The sequence below is a fragment of the Amycolatopsis sp. NPDC052450 genome (assembly GCF_044547565.1).
In the GTDB taxonomy this organism is placed as follows: domain Bacteria; phylum Actinomycetota; class Actinomycetes; order Mycobacteriales; family Pseudonocardiaceae; genus Amycolatopsis.
In genome coordinates this window covers 310,589-326,052 of sequence record NZ_JBIUAQ010000007.1, presented here as the reverse complement: position 1 = coordinate 326,052, position 15,464 = coordinate 310,589, and the positions used below count along the sequence as shown (strand labels likewise).

Here is a 15,464-nt window from a genome sequence, read left to right as displayed (position 1 = left end):
GATGTGTCCTCAGTCACAGATGGAGCCCTTCTGGGTCGCGTCCGACGACCCGATCTTGGTCCATCCGCGGCTTACACGGTTGTCATGACACGGCCCCATGATCGGCCGCGGGCGCTGATTCAAATGGCCACCGGTGCGGGCAAGACCTTCACCGCGGTGGCCCAGACCTATCGGCTGCTCAAGCACGCCAAGGCACGGCGGGTTCTGTTCCTCGTCGACCGCAACAATCTGGGCAAGCAGGCTTACGACGAGTTTCGCAAATTCACCACACCCGATGACGGGCGCAAACTGTCGGATATCTACAACGTCGACCGGCTCGGCGCCACAGGGCTTCAAGACACCTCGTCAGTCGTCATCTGCACGATCCAGAAAATGTACTCGCTGCTACGCAACGAGGCACTCGTCGACGACGATCCCTCGGATGAAGCTTCAGATAGCCTCGCCTACGAGGACACCTACGCCACGGACCAACCGATCGAGGTCTCCTACAACCCCGCGGTGCCGATCGAGTCCTTCGATCTGATCATCGTGGACGAGTGCCACCGCTCGATCTACGGCCTGTGGCGGGGAGTACTTGAGTATTTCGACGCGCACTTGGTCGGCCTGACCGCTACCCCAACGCTCCAGACACTCGGCTTCTTCGGGCGCAATCTGGTTTCCGAGTACACCTATCCGCAAGCGGTCGCCGACGGGGTAAACGTCGACTTCGACGTCGTGAGGATGCGAACGGATCTGCGAGAGAAGGGCGCGGCAACGATTGATGCCGGAACGACCGTGCGCGTCAAGGACCGCAAGACGCGACGGCAGCGTTACCAGGAACTGGCCGACGACTTCACGTACACGACTGGGCAAATCGGCCGGACGGTAGTTACGGTCGACGAGATCAGGGCGGTCCTCATCGCCTACCGGGACAACTGGCGGCGCTGGTTCCCTGGCCGAACCGAGCTGCCGAAGACTTTGATATTCGCTATCGGCGAGGACCATGCCGAGGACGTTCTCGCGCAGGTCAAGGACGTGTTCGGACGCGGAGACGACTTCGCGAAAAAGATCACATACAAGAGCCGTCAGGCCGGCGAGGACCCGGACGAGTTGATCCGTTCGTTGCGGACCTCGCCTCGGCTGCGGGTCGCTGTCACAGTAGACATGATCGCAACCGGTACCGACATCAAGGCCCTGGAATGCGTGATCTTCATGCGTGAAGTGCGTAGCGCGGTGCTGTTCGAGCAGATGAAGGGACGCGGCGCCCGGACCATCGACCCGACGGAACTCCACGAGGTCACTCCGGACGCGGACGACTCAGTCCGAAAGGACCGGTTCGTGCTCGTGGACGCGGTAGGCGTGACGGACTCGCCACTTGTAGACGCGAGACCGCTGGTGCCAGCAGGCGAGCGACAAGTTTCCCTGGCGAAGTTGCTCGACAAAGCCGGTACGAAGTCGATCAGTGCAAGTGAGGCCGAGATCATGGCGGGGCGGCTGGCGCGTCTCGACCGACAGCTGACTGACGAGGAGCGGGAGCTACTGACCCGAGCGGCGGGTGGGCGGACTCTGGCAGAGGTCGCAGGCGCCATCGTTAAGGCAGTTGACCCCGATCGGCAGGAGCGTGCACTGGAGGAGGGCGGTCAGACAGCGGCCCGGCAATTGATCGAGAAGGCGATCGCCCCGCTGACCGAGCATCCTGAATTTCGCCGGCACATCATCGAGATCCGGCGGGACAAGGACTACGTGTTTGACGAGTTCACCCCTGTCGAGGTGACCGACCTGGTCGAGGTCCCGCGGGAGGAGCGGGCCAGGGAGCAAGTTAACCGGTGGAGCCGACTCTTGCAGGAGCATCGTGATCGCCTGGCCGCTATCGACATCGCGTTAACCAGTCCCCGCGCTGTATCACCTGCTGAGGCATACGGGGCACTGAAGGAACTCGCACAAGAAATTCGACGTCCGGACTTCGCATGGACTCCGCAGACGTTGTGGGTTTTCTACGAAGACTTGGGCAAAGCAGCCCACTACCCCGGCAAGGAAGCAGGCGTACCAGATCTCATCTCCCTCATCCGGTTTGAACTGGGCGTAGATGACGAACTTAGACCGTACCGGTCGCTGGTGAAGGAACGTCTCGAAGGGTGGCTGCTGAAGCAGCGCCAAGCGGGAGCGAACTTCTCCGAGGAGCAGTTATGGTGGTTGCAGGCCATCGGTAACGTGGTAGCGAGTGACGTCGGCATCAGCCCGGCCGAATTCAATGCCGAACCCTTCAAAGGCAAGGGTGGAGGCCGAGGGTTCGCACACGCTTTTGCGGGGCGAGATGTCCGATCTTTATTGAACGACTTGAATCGAGAGCTGGCTTGAACGGGTTGAACGACATAAAACTTCCAGCCAGGTGGGCTTGGGCGCGCCTCGACGAAGTCGTTGAAGTACTTGACCGTCAACGGGTTCCGGTCAGCGCGCAGGAGCGAGCACAGAGGCCGGGAAGCGTACCCTATTACGGAGCTACTGGCCAAGTAGGCTGGATTGACACTGCACTTTTTAATGAAGAACTGGTTCTTCTTGGAGAAGATGGAGTTCAATTCTTCGACCACAACAAGGCTAAAGCGTACAGAATTTCTGGCCCCACATGGGTAAATAATCACGCACATGTTCTGCGAGTACGCAAAGATGCCACACTTGCCCGCTTTATAACTCACTACCTGAATATCTTCAACTACGAAGGTTATGCCAACGGAACCACTCGCCTCAAGTTGACCAAGTCGGCTATGTGCTCAATACCGGTACCTTTGCCCCCGCTCGCGGAACAGCACCGTATCGTTGAGGCACTAGAAGACGGTCTCTCTCGCCTCGACTCTGCTGCGCACTGCCTCACAGTTGCCCAGGTTCGCACCAGATCGCTTCAAAGATCAGCCATTGCGAGAGCAGTAAACGGCAAACTTAGCGCAAAGGATGATCGAGATGAGTCGGTTGACATCCTGCTCAACAAGGTAAGAACCCAACCCTCTCGAACATCACGAGCAAGGCATCGAGAGGCAAAGCCGGCTGCGCTAAACCCTTACGAGAACCTGCCATCACACTGGACCGTTCAGTCACTAGGAGCACTTTCCCTCAGGATAGATTACGGAACCTCAGCCAAGGCGCACACTGACCGCAATGAAGCAGACGTTCCCGTATTACGCATGGGAAACATTCAGGATGGCCACCTAGATCTACAAAATCTAAAATATCTGCCAGCCAATCACCCAGACGTTGCAAAGCTGTCGCTTGACGACGGAGACCTTCTATTCAATCGTACAAATAGCGCAGAATTAGTTGGCAAGTCTGCCGTTTATCGATCTACGGCAGGTCCCGCCACCTTCGCTTCATACCTCATTCGCTGCCAGCTTGCGCGTGGCGTCGAGCCAGAATGGGTAAGTCTGTGCATCAACAGCTCGGAAGGTCGACGTTACATCCGTTCCGTGGCAGCCCAACAGGTAGGCCAAGCAAATGTTAATGGCACAAAACTAGCCTCTTTCCCAATCCCCCTTCCACCTCATGATGAACAGCTCAGACTACTCGCAGAATTGCATGAGTGGAACGACCAGGTCGAGCGCGCGTCACGCGTCGCTAAGTATGCACTCAAGCGCTCTGCACATCTAAGGCGATCGCTACTTTCCCACGCTTTCAGTGGCAAGCTCGCCCCTCAAGATAGTGCCGACGAGTCTGCTTTTACCCTCCTTGACCGCATTCGCTCTGTGCGTGATACTAAAGACGCAAAGGCCAAGAGTGCCACCCGCTCACCTCGCAAAAAAGCAGCCAGCGCGGATGAATCGACCGAGCCCCCCACCCTCACCATCGCCGTTCAGCAGGAGCTCCCGCTGTGACCCTCGTATCTCCCGTCCACGCTCGCGCACAGACCAATGCGCTGGTTACCAAGCTCTGGAACTACTGCAACGTCCTTCGAGACAACGGTCTTTCCACCATCGAGTACGTCGAACAACTCTCGTACTTGCTCTTCCTCAAGATGGCCGACGAGATCGCCTCAGATCCATTCACTGAGGAAGAGGCCAAAGCTGTCGTATTGGCACCGTATGATTGGAAGTCACTCGCCCGCCTCAAGGGGATCGATCTAGAAGTCCATTATCGCAAGACCCTCGGAGTGCTCGCGAAAAACCCTGGTACCACCCTCGGCACGATCTTCGCCAAGTCGCAGAACAGGATTACCGAGCCCGCACTCCTCGAGAAGCTCGTTGTCGATCTAATTGGCAAGGAAGACTGGACGATCCAGGGCACGGACCTCAAGGGCGACGCATACGAGGGCCTGCTCGCCAAAGGTGCTGAAGATACCAAAACTGGGGCTGGTCAGTACTTCACGCCCCGCGCGCTCATCGACGCCATGGTCGATGTGATGCAACCGGGGCCAGAGGACACGATCACCGACCCCGCCTGCGGCACTGGTGGCTTCCTCATCGCTGCGCATCACTACATCCGCGAGAACCACATGCGGGATCTCTCCCGCGAGCAGCGTCTCGCGCTCGGGTCCGGCAAGATCTGGGGCAATGAGCTGGTCACCGGCACGGCTCGCCTTGCCGCCATGAACATGCTGCTGCATGGTATCGGTGACGCCGACGGCCCTTCACTCATCACCGTGGGCGATGCCCTCGCCGAACAACCTCGTCGGCACGCCTCGCTGGTCCTCGCCAACCCGCCTTTTGGCAAGAAGTCCGCGATCACCGTCGTCGGCACGGACGGTAGGGCGGAGAAGGAAGACATCTCCTACGAGCGGGATGACTTCCGTGCTACCACCACCAACAAGCAGCTCAACTTCCTTCAGCACATCATGTCTCTGCTGGAGATGAACGGCCGCGCGGCTGTTGTTCTCCCGGACAACGTGCTCTTTGAAGGCGGTGCGGGCGAGAAGGTACGCCGCCGCTTGCTCGAAGAGTTCGACCTCCACACCATCTTGCGTCTGCCCACCGGCATCTTTTACGCGGGCGGGGTCAAGGCCAACGTCCTGTTCTTCGAGAAGAAGCCGCCACGCAGCGGCGGCAAACCCAACACGTCACAGCTCTGGGTGTACGACTTCCGTACTGCCAAGCACTTCACCCTTAAGCAGCATCCGCTGCGCCGGGCGGATTTGGAGGAGTTTGTCGAGGCGTACCTGCCAGGTAAATCTCGCAACGAGAGGGTCGAGTCCGAACGCTTCAAGTCGTTTGACTACGAAGAGCTCATCGCTCGGGACAAGGTCAACCTCGACATCACATGGATGAAAGACCCGGCTCTCGACGACGACGACAGCCTGTTGCCGCCCGAGGTGATCGCACAGGAAATTGTGGAGGACCTACAGGCCGCGCTCAGCGAGTTCGCAGCCATCGCGGAGGCACTTGGCGGTGAAGTTCCGGCCGACGTCGATGCGGTCTCGCCAGGGGAAGTGGGGTGACGCCAATCGACTTGCCCCGCCCCTGCTCTTACCGGCATCGTAATGTCGATCAATCGACAGGATGGGGAGCCCGATGACCAACGCACATCCGCAGACGCGTGAGTTCCGGGCTTTCCTGAACAACATCGAGTACGCCCGGAAGATGATCCTGGCAGGACGCAGCCTAGCTGCCTTCCAGTCACCCGTCATCGACATCGGCGACTTCTACCGGGCCGCGTGGGTACAAGCCGTCAGCGCCATCGACCACTGGTTCCACGAGGAGCTTTACCGCCGAGTCGCTGAGCTGACCGCTGAGGACAGCCCCACAATGCCCTACCAGCTCACTAAGTTTGAGCTGCCACTGATCAAGGTGGAAGAAGTACGGCGGGGCACCACCACGCTCGCTGAGGCCGTCTCGGAGCATGTCAGGGCGAAGTGGTCGAACGCAGCCCTCCAGAACCCACGCAAGATCAGCGAGGCACTCAAACTGGTCACAGAGGAAGACATCTGGGCTAAGGCAGCAGCCAAGCTGAACGAGTGGAACCACGGTCGCACGTCCATGAATGCGCAGACTCTGAAGCAGCAGTACAACTCAATCACTGAGCGCCGTAACAAGATCGCCCATGACGCTGACCTGTTGGACGGTGACCTCAAGCGCCGGCGGCCTATCTCGGACGCGGAAGCTACGGACGCCATCGACTGGATCGAGCGAATCGCCCTCGCCATCGCGCATGTCCTCGGGTAGAAGCTCCTCCAGCATGGAGGTACTCGAATCACGGTCGCCACTGGCAACGTTCGCAGCTCACGTACCCAGGTTCTTGAGTTGTTCCTGTCGGTGACTCGCGTCGACTCCGCAGCGGGAGAAGAGCATGAGCCCTCGCATCTCGTCTCGCTGAGTGACGTTCACCGCTGATCACCGCTAGCGCTGGTGTCTCGTTTCACCAGGGTCGCCAGGCCGGTCGCCAGTCCGATGACGAGCAGCGGCACGCAAGCCACAACCGTGGTGACCGGCCACGGGGCGCCGGCGACGTGGGCAGCGGCCATGATGTGGCTGGCGATCTGGGCGCCACCACCCACCACCAGGCTGGCCAAGAATGATCGCCGAGCGAACCGCCGGGAGCGTTCGCTCAGCCGGTCCGAGGCGAGCAGCACCCGCAGGGCATATGCCGAGTAGAACTCGACCGACAGCGGCAGTACCACGGCCGTGTTCAGGGTGAAGCCGCCGCCGACTCCGGGCAGCAGGTTGATCGGTCCGAAACCGGTCAGCTCGCCCAGACGCACCCAGCCGCCCCAGATTGCCACGGCCGCGGCCAAGCCGATGAAAATCAACGGCCAGGGTCGAGGCAGACGGGCGGATGCACCGGGCGAAGCTGGCACTGTTGGCGGCTCAGGTTCGCCAGCGCTGGCGCCAGCTGGCCGTTCGTCGTCGGCGAGAGTGGCCAGGGCTTTGCGGACTTGGTAGTCGGTCGCGCCGGTCATCCTGACCAGCGTCGGGCGGCCGGGCCTGGGGTCGCCAGTTGCGCGAGCTTCGGCGACCGCCTGGCGAACCTGGTCCAAGATGTCGACGCTCATCGAGCGCCTCCGGCGCGGCGGGCGCTCGGGTGGCAGCGCGGACAGAGGGTCGAACGCGTTCGGTCGGCATCGAGCCACACCACTCGGGCCGAGACTGGATCATCCGGTCGGGCATCGCACTGGCCGCAGGGCGGCAGGAGCGGCGAGCGCGCCTCGGGCGCAGGACGGTTCCCTTGACGGTTAAGGAAGGTTCGGGGGCAAGCTTTGCCCCTCGTCGTGTCGCTGTTTGCCCCTCGCGTCGGCAGTGTCTGCCCCTCGCGCTGCTCAACGGGCGGCAGGCTCTGCCCCTCGTCGGCGGATTTGTCCACGAGATGGACAGCGAGGTTGTAGCCGTTGGGGCGCCGATCGGCACGCTTCACGTACGCGGCCACAATCTCGGGGTCGGAGGACCGGATCAGGCCCAGCTCCTCCAGCGCTCGCAGGGCGTAGCGGACCGATCGCTCGGACAGCCGGGTGTACCAGGCCAGCCTCGCCAACGAGGGGAAGGCATTGCAACCATCCGGATCGGCGTGGTTGGCCAGGCCGACCAGCACCATCGCCAGGCTGGACGCGTCGCGGCGGTCGCGAGGGATCGGGGCCGCATTGAGTGCCCAGTGGATCGCTTCGATGCTCACCAGGTCACCGCCTCGGAGAGCGCGTACAGCTCGGCGGCTTCGGCTTCGGTGATTCCGATGCTGCCGGTACGCCGACGAAGGTCCAGCTGGGCCTTGGTCCAGGCGTGGAATCCGTCCCGGACGTCGGTTTCGGCCATGTCCGTAGCAGCGGTGATCTGTGACCAGGAGTCGACAGTGCCTAATCGCAGCAGGTCAGCGACCACGCACCACCGACCGGCGGTGACTTCCTGCGCGATCCGGACTCCGTAGGCGAGTTCGGCGAACAGCTCGCGCGGATCGAGTTGGCGACCGCTGTGCTTGGCCAGGAACGTCCGGCTACGGGCAGTTGACCAGCGCTCGACAAGCGTGTCGACGGAAAACTGTGAGATGTTGTGCGGAGTGACGCTCACGGCGGGGCTCCATCCCGTCGGAGGCCCCGGTCAGCATCAGCGCCGAACGGGGCCGACCTGAAGTCGGGCCCGCTCAGCAGCGCACTACGTGGAGGAAGCCTCGCGGGCTTCCGACACGGTTACGCCTTCGATTTAGATGGTGATCCGTGTCGGAACTCGACCACGTCGCCGTCAGCCATGACGTAGTCCTTGCCCTCCATGCGCACCTTGCCCGCGGACCGGGCGGCGGCCATGGAGCCGTGCTCGATCAGGTCGGCGAAGGACACGACTTCGGCCTTGATGAAGCCGCGCTCGAAGTCGGTGTGGATGACGCCCGCGGCCTGCGGGGCGGTCGCGCCCTGCGGGATCGTCCAGGCGCGGGACTCCTTGGGGCCGGCGGTGAGGTAGGTCTGCAGGCCGAGGGTGTGGAAACCGGCGCGGGCCAGCGAGTACAGGCCAGGTTCGTGCTGGCCGACGGACTCCAGCAGCTCGCGCACGGAGTCCTCGTCGTCCAGCTCCAGCAGCTCGAATTCGACCTTGGCGTCGAGGAACACCGCGTCGGCGGGGGCGACCATCTTGGCCAGCTCTTCGCGACGGGACTCGTCGGTGAGGATGCCTTCGTCGGCGTTGAAGACGTAGAGGAACGGCTTCGTGGTGAGCAGGCTCAGCTCGCGCAGCGCCTCGAAGTCGACCTCCTTCTGCGCCTGGAACAGGGTCCGGCCGCCGTTGAGGATCTCCTTGGCCTTGACCGCGTTGTCGAGGGCTGGCTTGGCTTCCTTCTTGGTCCGCGCCTCCTTCTCGAGCCGGTGCAGCGCCTTGTCCAGGGTCTGCAGGTCGGCGAGGATCAGCTCGGTGTTGATCGTCTCGATGTCGCTCGCCGGGTCGATCCGGTCGTCGACGTGGATCACGTCCGGGTCGTCGAAGACGCGGACGACCTGGCAGATCGCGTTCGCCTCGCGGATGTTCGCGAGGAACTTGTTGCCGAGTCCGGCCCCCTCGGAGGCACCCTTCACGATGCCCGCGATGTCCACAAAGGACACGACGGCGGGCACGGTCCGCTCGGAGCCGAAGACCTCGGCGAGCTGATCCAGCCGCGGATCCGGCAGCGGGACGACACCGACGTTGGGCTCGATCGTCGCGAACGGGTAGTTCGCCGCGAGCACGTCGTTGCGGGTCAGCGCGTTGAACAGGGTGGACTTGCCGACGTTGGGCAGGCCGACGATGCCGAGGGTGAGACTCACGGGCCAGAAGTCTACGTGCCGTCCGCCGCCCCATCCGCCGAGGCCTTGATCGCCGTGTCGGATTTCCGCCAGCCGCGCTCTCGACCTGGTGGCACGATCGGTGTCATGACCGAGCAGACCTTGGCCGAACGGGCCGTGTGGCGCGACACCGAACGGTGTTACCGCGCCGTCGCCGCCCGTGATTCCCGGTTCGACGGCCAGTTCATCATGGCCGTGGCCACCACCGGGATCTACTGCCGTCCGTCCTGCCCCGCGTCGACGCCGAAACAGCAGAACGTCCGTTTCTATCCGACGTCGGCGGCGGCGCAGGCCAACGGCTTCCGTGCCTGCCGCCGCTGTCTCCCGGACGCCGTCCCCGGCTCCCCCGATTGGGACATCCGGGCCGACCTCGCCGCGCGGGCGATGCGGCTGATCTCGGACGGGGCCGTCGAACGCGACGGCGTCCCGGGGCTCGCACGGCGGCTCGGCTATTCCGAACGCCAGCTCGGTCGCGTCCTCACCGCGGAACTCGGTGCCGGGCCGCTGGCGCTGGCCAGGGCGCACCGGGCGCACTCGGCGCGCCTGTTGATCGAGATGTCCGGCCTCCCGCTGACCGACGTCGCGTTCGCGGCGGGTTTCTCCAGCGTCCGCCAGTTCAACGAGACGATCCGGGAGGTGTTCGCGACGACGCCTTCGCAGCTTCGCGCGGCGAGCCTGCGTCGCAGGCGTCGCAAAGCCGAAGAGTTGCCGACCGGGACCCGGCTGAGCCTGCGGCTGCCGTTCCGGAAACCGTTCGACGCGGCCGGGGTGCTGACGTTCCTGGCCGACCGGGCCGTCCCCGGTGTCGAGCACGTGACGCGCGACGAGTCCGGGGTGACCGGCTACGGGCGCACGCTGCGGCTCGCGCACGGCTCCGGTGTCGTGTGGCTGACGGCGAAGGACGACCACGTCCGCAGCGACCTGCGGCTCACCGACCTGCGCGACCTGAGCAGCGCGGTGGCCAGGGTGCGGCGGCTGCTCGACCTCGACGCCGACCCGGAGGCGGTCGCGCGGGTCCTGGGGGCGGACCCGGCACTCGCACCGCTGGTCGAGGCGATCCCCGGCATCCGGGTGCCCGGCACCGTCGACGGCGACGAACTCGTGCTGCGCGCGCTGCTGTCCCCCGCCGAGGCGGCGTCGCTCGCCGACGCCTTCGGCGAACGCCTGCCCAGCTGTGACGAGTCACTGGAAGGGCTGACCACGCTGTTCCCGACGGCGGCCCAGGTCGCCGAACACGGCCCGGAACGGGTGGCCGCCGTGGCCCGCGCGCTGGCGGACGGCGTTTCGGTCCACGTCGGCCGCGATCCCGCGGAGTTGCGCGCGGAACTGCTGGCGATCCCGGGAATCGAGCCGCGGACCGCGGATTACGTCCTGATGCGCGTACTGGGCGCGCCGGACGTCCTGCTGACCGGCGATCCGGCGGTGCGCCGAGGTGCGGCCGCGCTGGGGATCGCCGACGACGAAACGACGCTGGCCGAACGCGGGCGGGCTTGGCAGCCCTGGTCCTCGTACGCCGGCATGTACCTGTGGCGCGCCGAAAAGGGAGAATGATGAGCATCGCGTACTGGTCCACGATGGACACGAAGATCGGCCCGTTCACCGCCGTGGTGGCGGGTGACGGGGCCGTGCTCGCCTCGGGCTGGACCGGCGACGTCGCCGAACTGACGCCGCTGATCTCGCCTTCGCTGGCCCCCGGCGAGGTGAAGGAGCGACGCGACCTCGGACCGGTGAGCACCGCGATCCGCCGGTACCACGACGGCGACCTGGACGCGGTCGCCGACATCGAGGTGCGGCAGCGGTCCGGCGCTTTCCGGGAGCACGCTTGGGAAATCCTGCGGAAGGTGCCCGCCGGCGAGCCGGTGAGCTACGCGGAATACGCGGCGCTGGCGGGGAATCCGGCCGCGGTGCGGGCGGCCGCGTCGGCGTGCGCGAAGAACGCGGCGGCGTTGTTCGTGCCGTGCCACCGGGTGGTGCGGACCGGCGGCGGGGTGGGGAACTTCCGGTGGGGTGTCCCGGCGAAGCAGTGGCTGCTGACCCACGAAGCGGCCTGATTCCGCCCCTTCCGAATGCTAGGAAAGGACCGTTCCTTGCAAATTTTGCAAGGAACGGTCCTTTCCTAGCGCGCGAGGAGCGGGTCAGGCGGCGTGGATCTCCACCGAAGAGCCCGTACGCGACTTCCGGATCCGCAGCCGCGTCGGGATCCGCTGCCGTAGTTCCTCCACGTGCGACACCAGCCCGACCACGCGACCGCCGGCGCGAAGCTCGTCGAGGATGTTCATGACGATGTCGAGCGTCTCGGCGTCCAGCGTGCCGAAGCCCTCGTCGATGAACAGTGTGTCCAGTAGCGCTCCGCCGGTTTCGGCGGCGACGACGTCGGCGAGGCCCAGTGCCAGTGAGAGCGACGCGAGGAAGGACTCGCCACCGGAGAGTGTCTTCGCGGGCCGGACGGTGCCGGAGTAGTCGTCGAGTACGTCGAGGCCGAGCCCGCCTCGGGTGCCCCGCGCCCCGGCGGCGTCGGAGTGCACGAAGGAGTAGCGGCCCTGGCTCATCGTCCGCAGGCGAGCGGTCGCCGCGACCGCGACTTCCTCCAGCCGAGCGGCGAGGACGTACGAGCGCAGCGACATCTTGCGCGCGTTCTGCCCGCGCCCGTTGACCACCTCGGCCAGCGCCTTCAGTTCGCGATACCGCTCTTCGACCGGCGCCAGTTCCGCCATGAAGGACGTCATCCGCTCGGCCAGCCCGGTCAGGTCCGTGTGCCGGGTCGTGGCCGCCCGCAGTGCCGCGAACGCCCGTTCGGCCTCGCCCCGGGTGTCCCGCGCCGCTTCCTCCGAAGTCGCGACGTCGATCTCGTCCTCCGGTGAGATGCCGAACAGTTCCGGTTCGGCCAGCCTGCGGCGTTCGGTCTCTTCCATCATCTTGGCGTCGGCGAGGCTGTTCTCCAGTTTCGTGATCTGCTCGTCCGGCCGCGACGCGGCGCGCATTTCGTCGAGATCCGCGAAACCCTTGGCGCGCAAAGCTTCCTTGACCAGTTTCGCTTGCTCGTCGCGGCGTTCGCGGGCGCCGGCGACGGCGAGCCGTGCTTCGGCCAGCGCGTCGAGACGGGTCGCGAAGCCGAGCAGGTGCCGACGCTTCGCCCCGACGTCGGCGAACTCGCCGCGTGCGGATTCCAACCGTTCTTCGCGTTCGGCCAGCCGTTCGACGAGGCCTCGGGCCTCGGTCTCGACCTCGACGGCGGTCCGCTCGGCGGTGCGGCGACGTTCGGTCAGCTGCTCGATCTTCCGTTCCAGCGCACCGACCTGCGCCTCGAGAGCGGGCTTCCGACGAGCCGCCTCGGACAGCGTGGCGACCAGATCGCGTGCCTCGCCGAGTTCGGCCCGCAGTGTCTCGGCGGTGTGCTCGCCCAGCCGCTCGACCAGGACCGCCAGGCGGTTTTCGGCTTCCTGCAACGCGGCTTTCGCCTTTTCACGCCGCACGTGCGCCTGCTGTTCCGCGACTTCGGCGCGGCGTTCGTCCTCGGGATCGACCAGACCGCCGGTATGCGTCGCCGGCGACGGATGGTCGGTCGCCCCGCAGACCGGGCAGTCCTCACCGGCGTGCAGACCGGCGGCGAGTTCGGCCGCCATCCCTTCCAGGCGCCGCTCCCGCAGGTCCAGCCGGTGCTGACGGGCGTTCTGATGACCGTCCACGGCTTCACCGACCACTTCGCGCGCCTGCGTGACGGCCTGTCGCGCCCGAGGCACTTCGTCGGCGTCGCGCACCAGCGCGGTCAGTTCGTCGGCACGGGTGCGGGCACCGTCGAGCTTCGCGTTGGCCTCGGCGGCAGCGGCCTCTTCGGCCCGCGAGGCCGCGAGCTTCTCCGGCACGGTGCCCAATTCGGCGGCGAAGTCTTCGGCCTGCTTTCGCGCCTTCGCCGCGGCGGCGTCCAGCTGCGCCAGACGAGCCAGATCCCGTTGCTGTTGCTCGCTTTCCGCCACGAGTTCGGCGAGCGCACCCGCCTCTTCACGCAGACTGCCGGCGCGAGCGCGAAGTTCGGCGGCGGAACTGTCCGCGGCGTCGGGCACTTCCTGAGCACGGAGAGCTTCCGCGGACTCGGCCTCCGCGAGCTGAGCCAGCCTGCGTTCGAGGAGGTCGGCGTCGGCGGCCACCGCGGCGGCCCGATGTGCCGCCTCGACCTCTTCCGCCCACTCCGCGCGCTGCCCCGCCTGCTCGGCGATCGCCGAAAGGCGGGTGTACGCGGTGCGCACCCGGCGGATACGTTCAGCGGCCGACCGGTTCTCCTGCCAGACGATCTCGGCCGTTTTCGCCGCCGCGCGGGCTTTCGCTTCCCGCTCCTGTGCCTTGGCGACCCGCTCGGCCGACTCGGCGAGCACCGCGTCGACCCACTCGGCCTGGCCCTCTTCCGGCGCTTCCTCCTGTGCGACCTGCGCGAACCGCGCGACCCACTCCCGCAACGACTGCTGCCGCGCCGACAGCTCGCGGCCACGTTCGGCGCGCAGATTCGCGAACCAGTTCTCGACGTCGGAAAACCGCTCGGTGCCGAACAGCCGCTCCAGCAACTCCTCGCGCTCGGCCGTGTTCGCCCGCAGGAACCGGGCGAATTCGCCCTGCGGCAGCAAGACCACCTGGAAGAACTGCTCGTGCGTCATGCCGATGAGCCGTTCGACGGTGCGCGCCACCTCGTCGATGCGGGTGATGCCTTCGGCGACGTGTCCGGCGGGCACCGTGCCGACCCAGCTCAGCACCGCCTTCGCCTGCTGGAGGGTCATTCCCTCGCCGCGGCGCTTGGGCCGCTGGTACTCGGGGTTCCGCGCGATCCGCATCCGCTGGCCCTGCACGGTCAGTTCGAGGACGACCTCGGTGACCTGGTCGGGCTCGGCGAGATCGCAGCGCAGCCGTTTGACCTCGCCACGTGCGCCGGGAACCGTGCCGAACAGCGCGAACGCGATGGCGTCGAGCAGGGTCGTCTTCCCCGCGCCGGTGTCACCGTGCAGCAGGAACAGACCGTCGGCGCCGAGCGCGTCGAAGTCCACCACCTCGCGGCCCGCGTACGGCCCGAAAGCGGCGACCTCCAACCGGTGCAACCTCATACTTCGCGCTCCCTGCCCGCGGCGCCCAGCGCCGCCAGCACCAGCCGCTCCTCGCTGGCCGACGGCGCGGATCCGCGGCAGTCCTCCAGGAAACTGCGCGTGATCTCGACGTCGGACCGCCCGCGGACGGCTTCGGCGTACTTCAGCGCGGCTCCGTCATGCCCGCCCTCCGGCTGCCAGTCCATGTGCACGGCGTACGGGAACCGCTCACGCAGTTGGCGCATGGCGTCGATCGGGCGGACCCGGTCGGTCACCGTGAAGGAGAGGAAGTGTTCGGTGAGGCCGTCGTGCTCCGGATCCGCAAGGAGGTCCGCCAGCTCGCCGCGCAGCATCGCGAGATGTCGCGGCACCGGCAGTTCGTGGCGCCGGACCTCGGCGAGCCCGCCGGCGTCCAGATCCACCAGCCAGACGGATTTCCGTTGGCGTGTCTCGGAAAACGAGTACGCCAGCGGACTGCCCGAATAGCGCAGGTGCTCGGCGAGGGTCTGCGGGCCGTGCAGGTGGCCCAGTGCGACGTAATCGACGCCGTCGAACACCGAACCCGGCACCTGTTCGACGCCGCCGACCGCGATGGTCCGCTCGGATTCGGTCGGCTCGCCGCCGGTGACGAAGGCGTGCGCGAGCACCACCGACCGCGTCCCGGACGGCCGGGTGGCGAGATCCTCCCGGATCCGCCGCATCGCCTCGGTGAGCACGCCGGTGTGGCCGCGGGCCTCGGGCACGCCGAGGGCGTGGCGCGCGGGCTCCGGTTCGAGGTACGGGATCCCGTAGAGCGCGACCTCGCCGTGTTCGTCGGGCAGCAGCACCGGTTCGGCGAGACCGTCGATCGTGGCACGCAGGTACAGACCGCCCGCCGCGGCGAATTCGGCGAACGCGCCCAGCCGCGGCGCGGAGTCGTGGTTGCCAGGGGTCATCACCAGTTTCGCCCCGGCCTGCCGGATCCTGCCCAGCGCGGTCGTGGCCACCCGGACGGCCTCCGCCGAGGGCACCGCGCGGTCGTAGATGTCCCCGGACACGAGCACGACGTCGACCGCCTCGGCGATCACGAGATCGGCGACGTGGCCGAGCACGGCTTCCTGTTCGGCGAGCAGATCGGCGCCGTGGAAGGTACGGCCGATATGCCAGTCGGACGTGTGCAGGAGCTTCACGCAGCCCAAGGTAGGGCCGCGCACCGGCCGGAGAGGGGAGGC

Annotated in this window: 12 protein-coding genes; 6 read left to right on the top strand and 6 right to left on the bottom strand. The window is 65.9% G+C overall.

Translation table 11 applies throughout. The features are described from left to right. Positions 1-84 precede the first annotated feature (84 nt). The 4 genes from ACIHAO_RS15605 (at position 85) to ACIHAO_RS15590 (ending at position 6,119) form a co-directional block, all read left to right on the top strand. Positions 85-2,337 carry a DEAD/DEAH box helicase family protein gene (locus tag ACIHAO_RS15605; RefSeq protein ID WP_396558247.1) on the top strand — a complete coding sequence of 751 codons (2,253 nt, stop codon included), beginning with the start codon at positions 85-87 and terminating at the stop codon, positions 2,335-2,337. Then, positions 2,334-3,839, top strand: coding sequence for a restriction endonuclease subunit S (locus ACIHAO_RS15600; protein WP_396558245.1), 1,506 nt, complete (start codon positions 2,334-2,336; stop codon positions 3,837-3,839). Before ACIHAO_RS15605 ends, ACIHAO_RS15600 begins: the two co-directional genes overlap by 4 nt. Beyond that, positions 3,836-5,395 carry an N-6 DNA methylase gene (locus ACIHAO_RS15595; protein ID WP_396558243.1) on the top strand — a complete coding sequence of 520 codons (1,560 nt, stop codon included), beginning with the start codon at positions 3,836-3,838 and terminating at the stop codon, positions 5,393-5,395. Before ACIHAO_RS15600 ends, ACIHAO_RS15595 begins: the two co-directional genes overlap by 4 nt. 73 nt (positions 5,396-5,468) lie before the next feature. Then, a complete protein-coding gene (locus tag ACIHAO_RS15590; protein ID WP_396558241.1) occupies positions 5,469-6,119 on the top strand; it encodes a hypothetical protein in 651 nt (216 codons plus the stop codon). Between the two features lie 158 nt (positions 6,120-6,277). Here the strand turns inward: ACIHAO_RS15590 and ACIHAO_RS15585 are convergent, their stop codons facing one another. The 4 genes from ACIHAO_RS15585 to ychF all read right to left on the bottom strand — a co-directional run bounded on the left by ACIHAO_RS15585 (position 6,278) and on the right by ychF (position 9,169). After that, positions 6,278-6,946, bottom strand: a complete 669-nt coding sequence (locus ACIHAO_RS15585) for a hypothetical protein (protein WP_396558239.1) — start codon at positions 6,944-6,946, stop codon at positions 6,278-6,280. Further along, positions 6,943-7,560 carry a helix-turn-helix domain-containing protein gene (locus tag ACIHAO_RS15580; RefSeq protein WP_396558237.1) on the bottom strand — a complete coding sequence of 206 codons (618 nt, stop codon included), beginning with the start codon at positions 7,558-7,560 and terminating at the stop codon, positions 6,943-6,945. The genes ACIHAO_RS15585 and ACIHAO_RS15580 overlap by 4 nt, the downstream gene beginning before the upstream one ends. Further along, entirely contained in the window at positions 7,557-7,949 is a 393-nt protein-coding gene (locus ACIHAO_RS15575; RefSeq protein WP_396558235.1) for a hypothetical protein, read from the bottom strand. Before ACIHAO_RS15575 ends, ACIHAO_RS15580 begins: the two co-directional genes overlap by 4 nt. 119 nt (positions 7,950-8,068) lie before the next feature. After that, positions 8,069-9,169, bottom strand: a complete 1,101-nt coding sequence (gene ychF / locus ACIHAO_RS15570) for a redox-regulated ATPase YchF (RefSeq protein ID WP_396558233.1) — start codon at positions 9,167-9,169, stop codon at positions 8,069-8,071. 105 nt (positions 9,170-9,274) lie between these two features. Between ychF and ACIHAO_RS15565 the strand changes: the two genes are divergently transcribed. Beyond that, positions 9,275-10,738 (top strand): DNA-3-methyladenine glycosylase 2 family protein, encoded by a 1,464-nt coding sequence (locus tag ACIHAO_RS15565; protein ID WP_396558230.1) that lies wholly within the window; start codon positions 9,275-9,277, stop codon positions 10,736-10,738. Continuing rightward, positions 10,738-11,238 (top strand): methylated-DNA--[protein]-cysteine S-methyltransferase, encoded by a 501-nt coding sequence (locus tag ACIHAO_RS15560; RefSeq protein WP_016337152.1) that lies wholly within the window; start codon positions 10,738-10,740, stop codon positions 11,236-11,238. Before ACIHAO_RS15565 ends, ACIHAO_RS15560 begins: the two co-directional genes overlap by 1 nt. A gap of 84 nt (positions 11,239-11,322) precedes the next feature. On the opposite strand, the gene ACIHAO_RS15555 is transcribed toward ACIHAO_RS15560, so the two are convergent. Both ACIHAO_RS15555 and ACIHAO_RS15550 read right to left on the bottom strand, forming a co-directional pair. Then, complete coding sequence (locus ACIHAO_RS15555) at positions 11,323-14,274, bottom strand: AAA family ATPase (RefSeq protein ID WP_396558228.1); 2,952 nt, start codon at positions 14,272-14,274, stop codon at positions 11,323-11,325. After that, a complete protein-coding gene (locus ACIHAO_RS15550) occupies positions 14,271-15,422 on the bottom strand; it encodes an exonuclease SbcCD subunit D (RefSeq protein WP_396558226.1) in 1,152 nt (383 codons plus the stop codon). The genes ACIHAO_RS15555 and ACIHAO_RS15550 overlap by 4 nt, the downstream gene beginning before the upstream one ends. Positions 15,423-15,464: the final 42 nt, after the last annotated feature.

Coding starts and splice junctions, on each gene's coding strand:
- ACIHAO_RS15605 (WP_396558247.1), top strand. CDS start 85: ATGACACGGCCCCATGATCGGCCGCGGGCGCTGATTCAAATGGCCACC.
- ACIHAO_RS15590 (WP_396558241.1), top strand. CDS start 5,469: ATGACCAACGCACATCCGCAGACGCGTGAGTTCCGGGCTTTCCTGAAC.
- ACIHAO_RS15585 (WP_396558239.1), bottom strand. CDS start 6,946: ATGAGCGTCGACATCTTGGACCAGGTTCGCCAGGCGGTCGCCGAAGCT.
- ACIHAO_RS15565 (WP_396558230.1), top strand. CDS start 9,275: ATGACCGAGCAGACCTTGGCCGAACGGGCCGTGTGGCGCGACACCGAA.
- ACIHAO_RS15560 (WP_016337152.1), top strand. CDS start 10,738: ATGAGCATCGCGTACTGGTCCACGATGGACACGAAGATCGGCCCGTTC.
- ACIHAO_RS15555 (WP_396558228.1), bottom strand. CDS start 14,274: ATGAGGTTGCACCGGTTGGAGGTCGCCGCTTTCGGGCCGTACGCGGGC.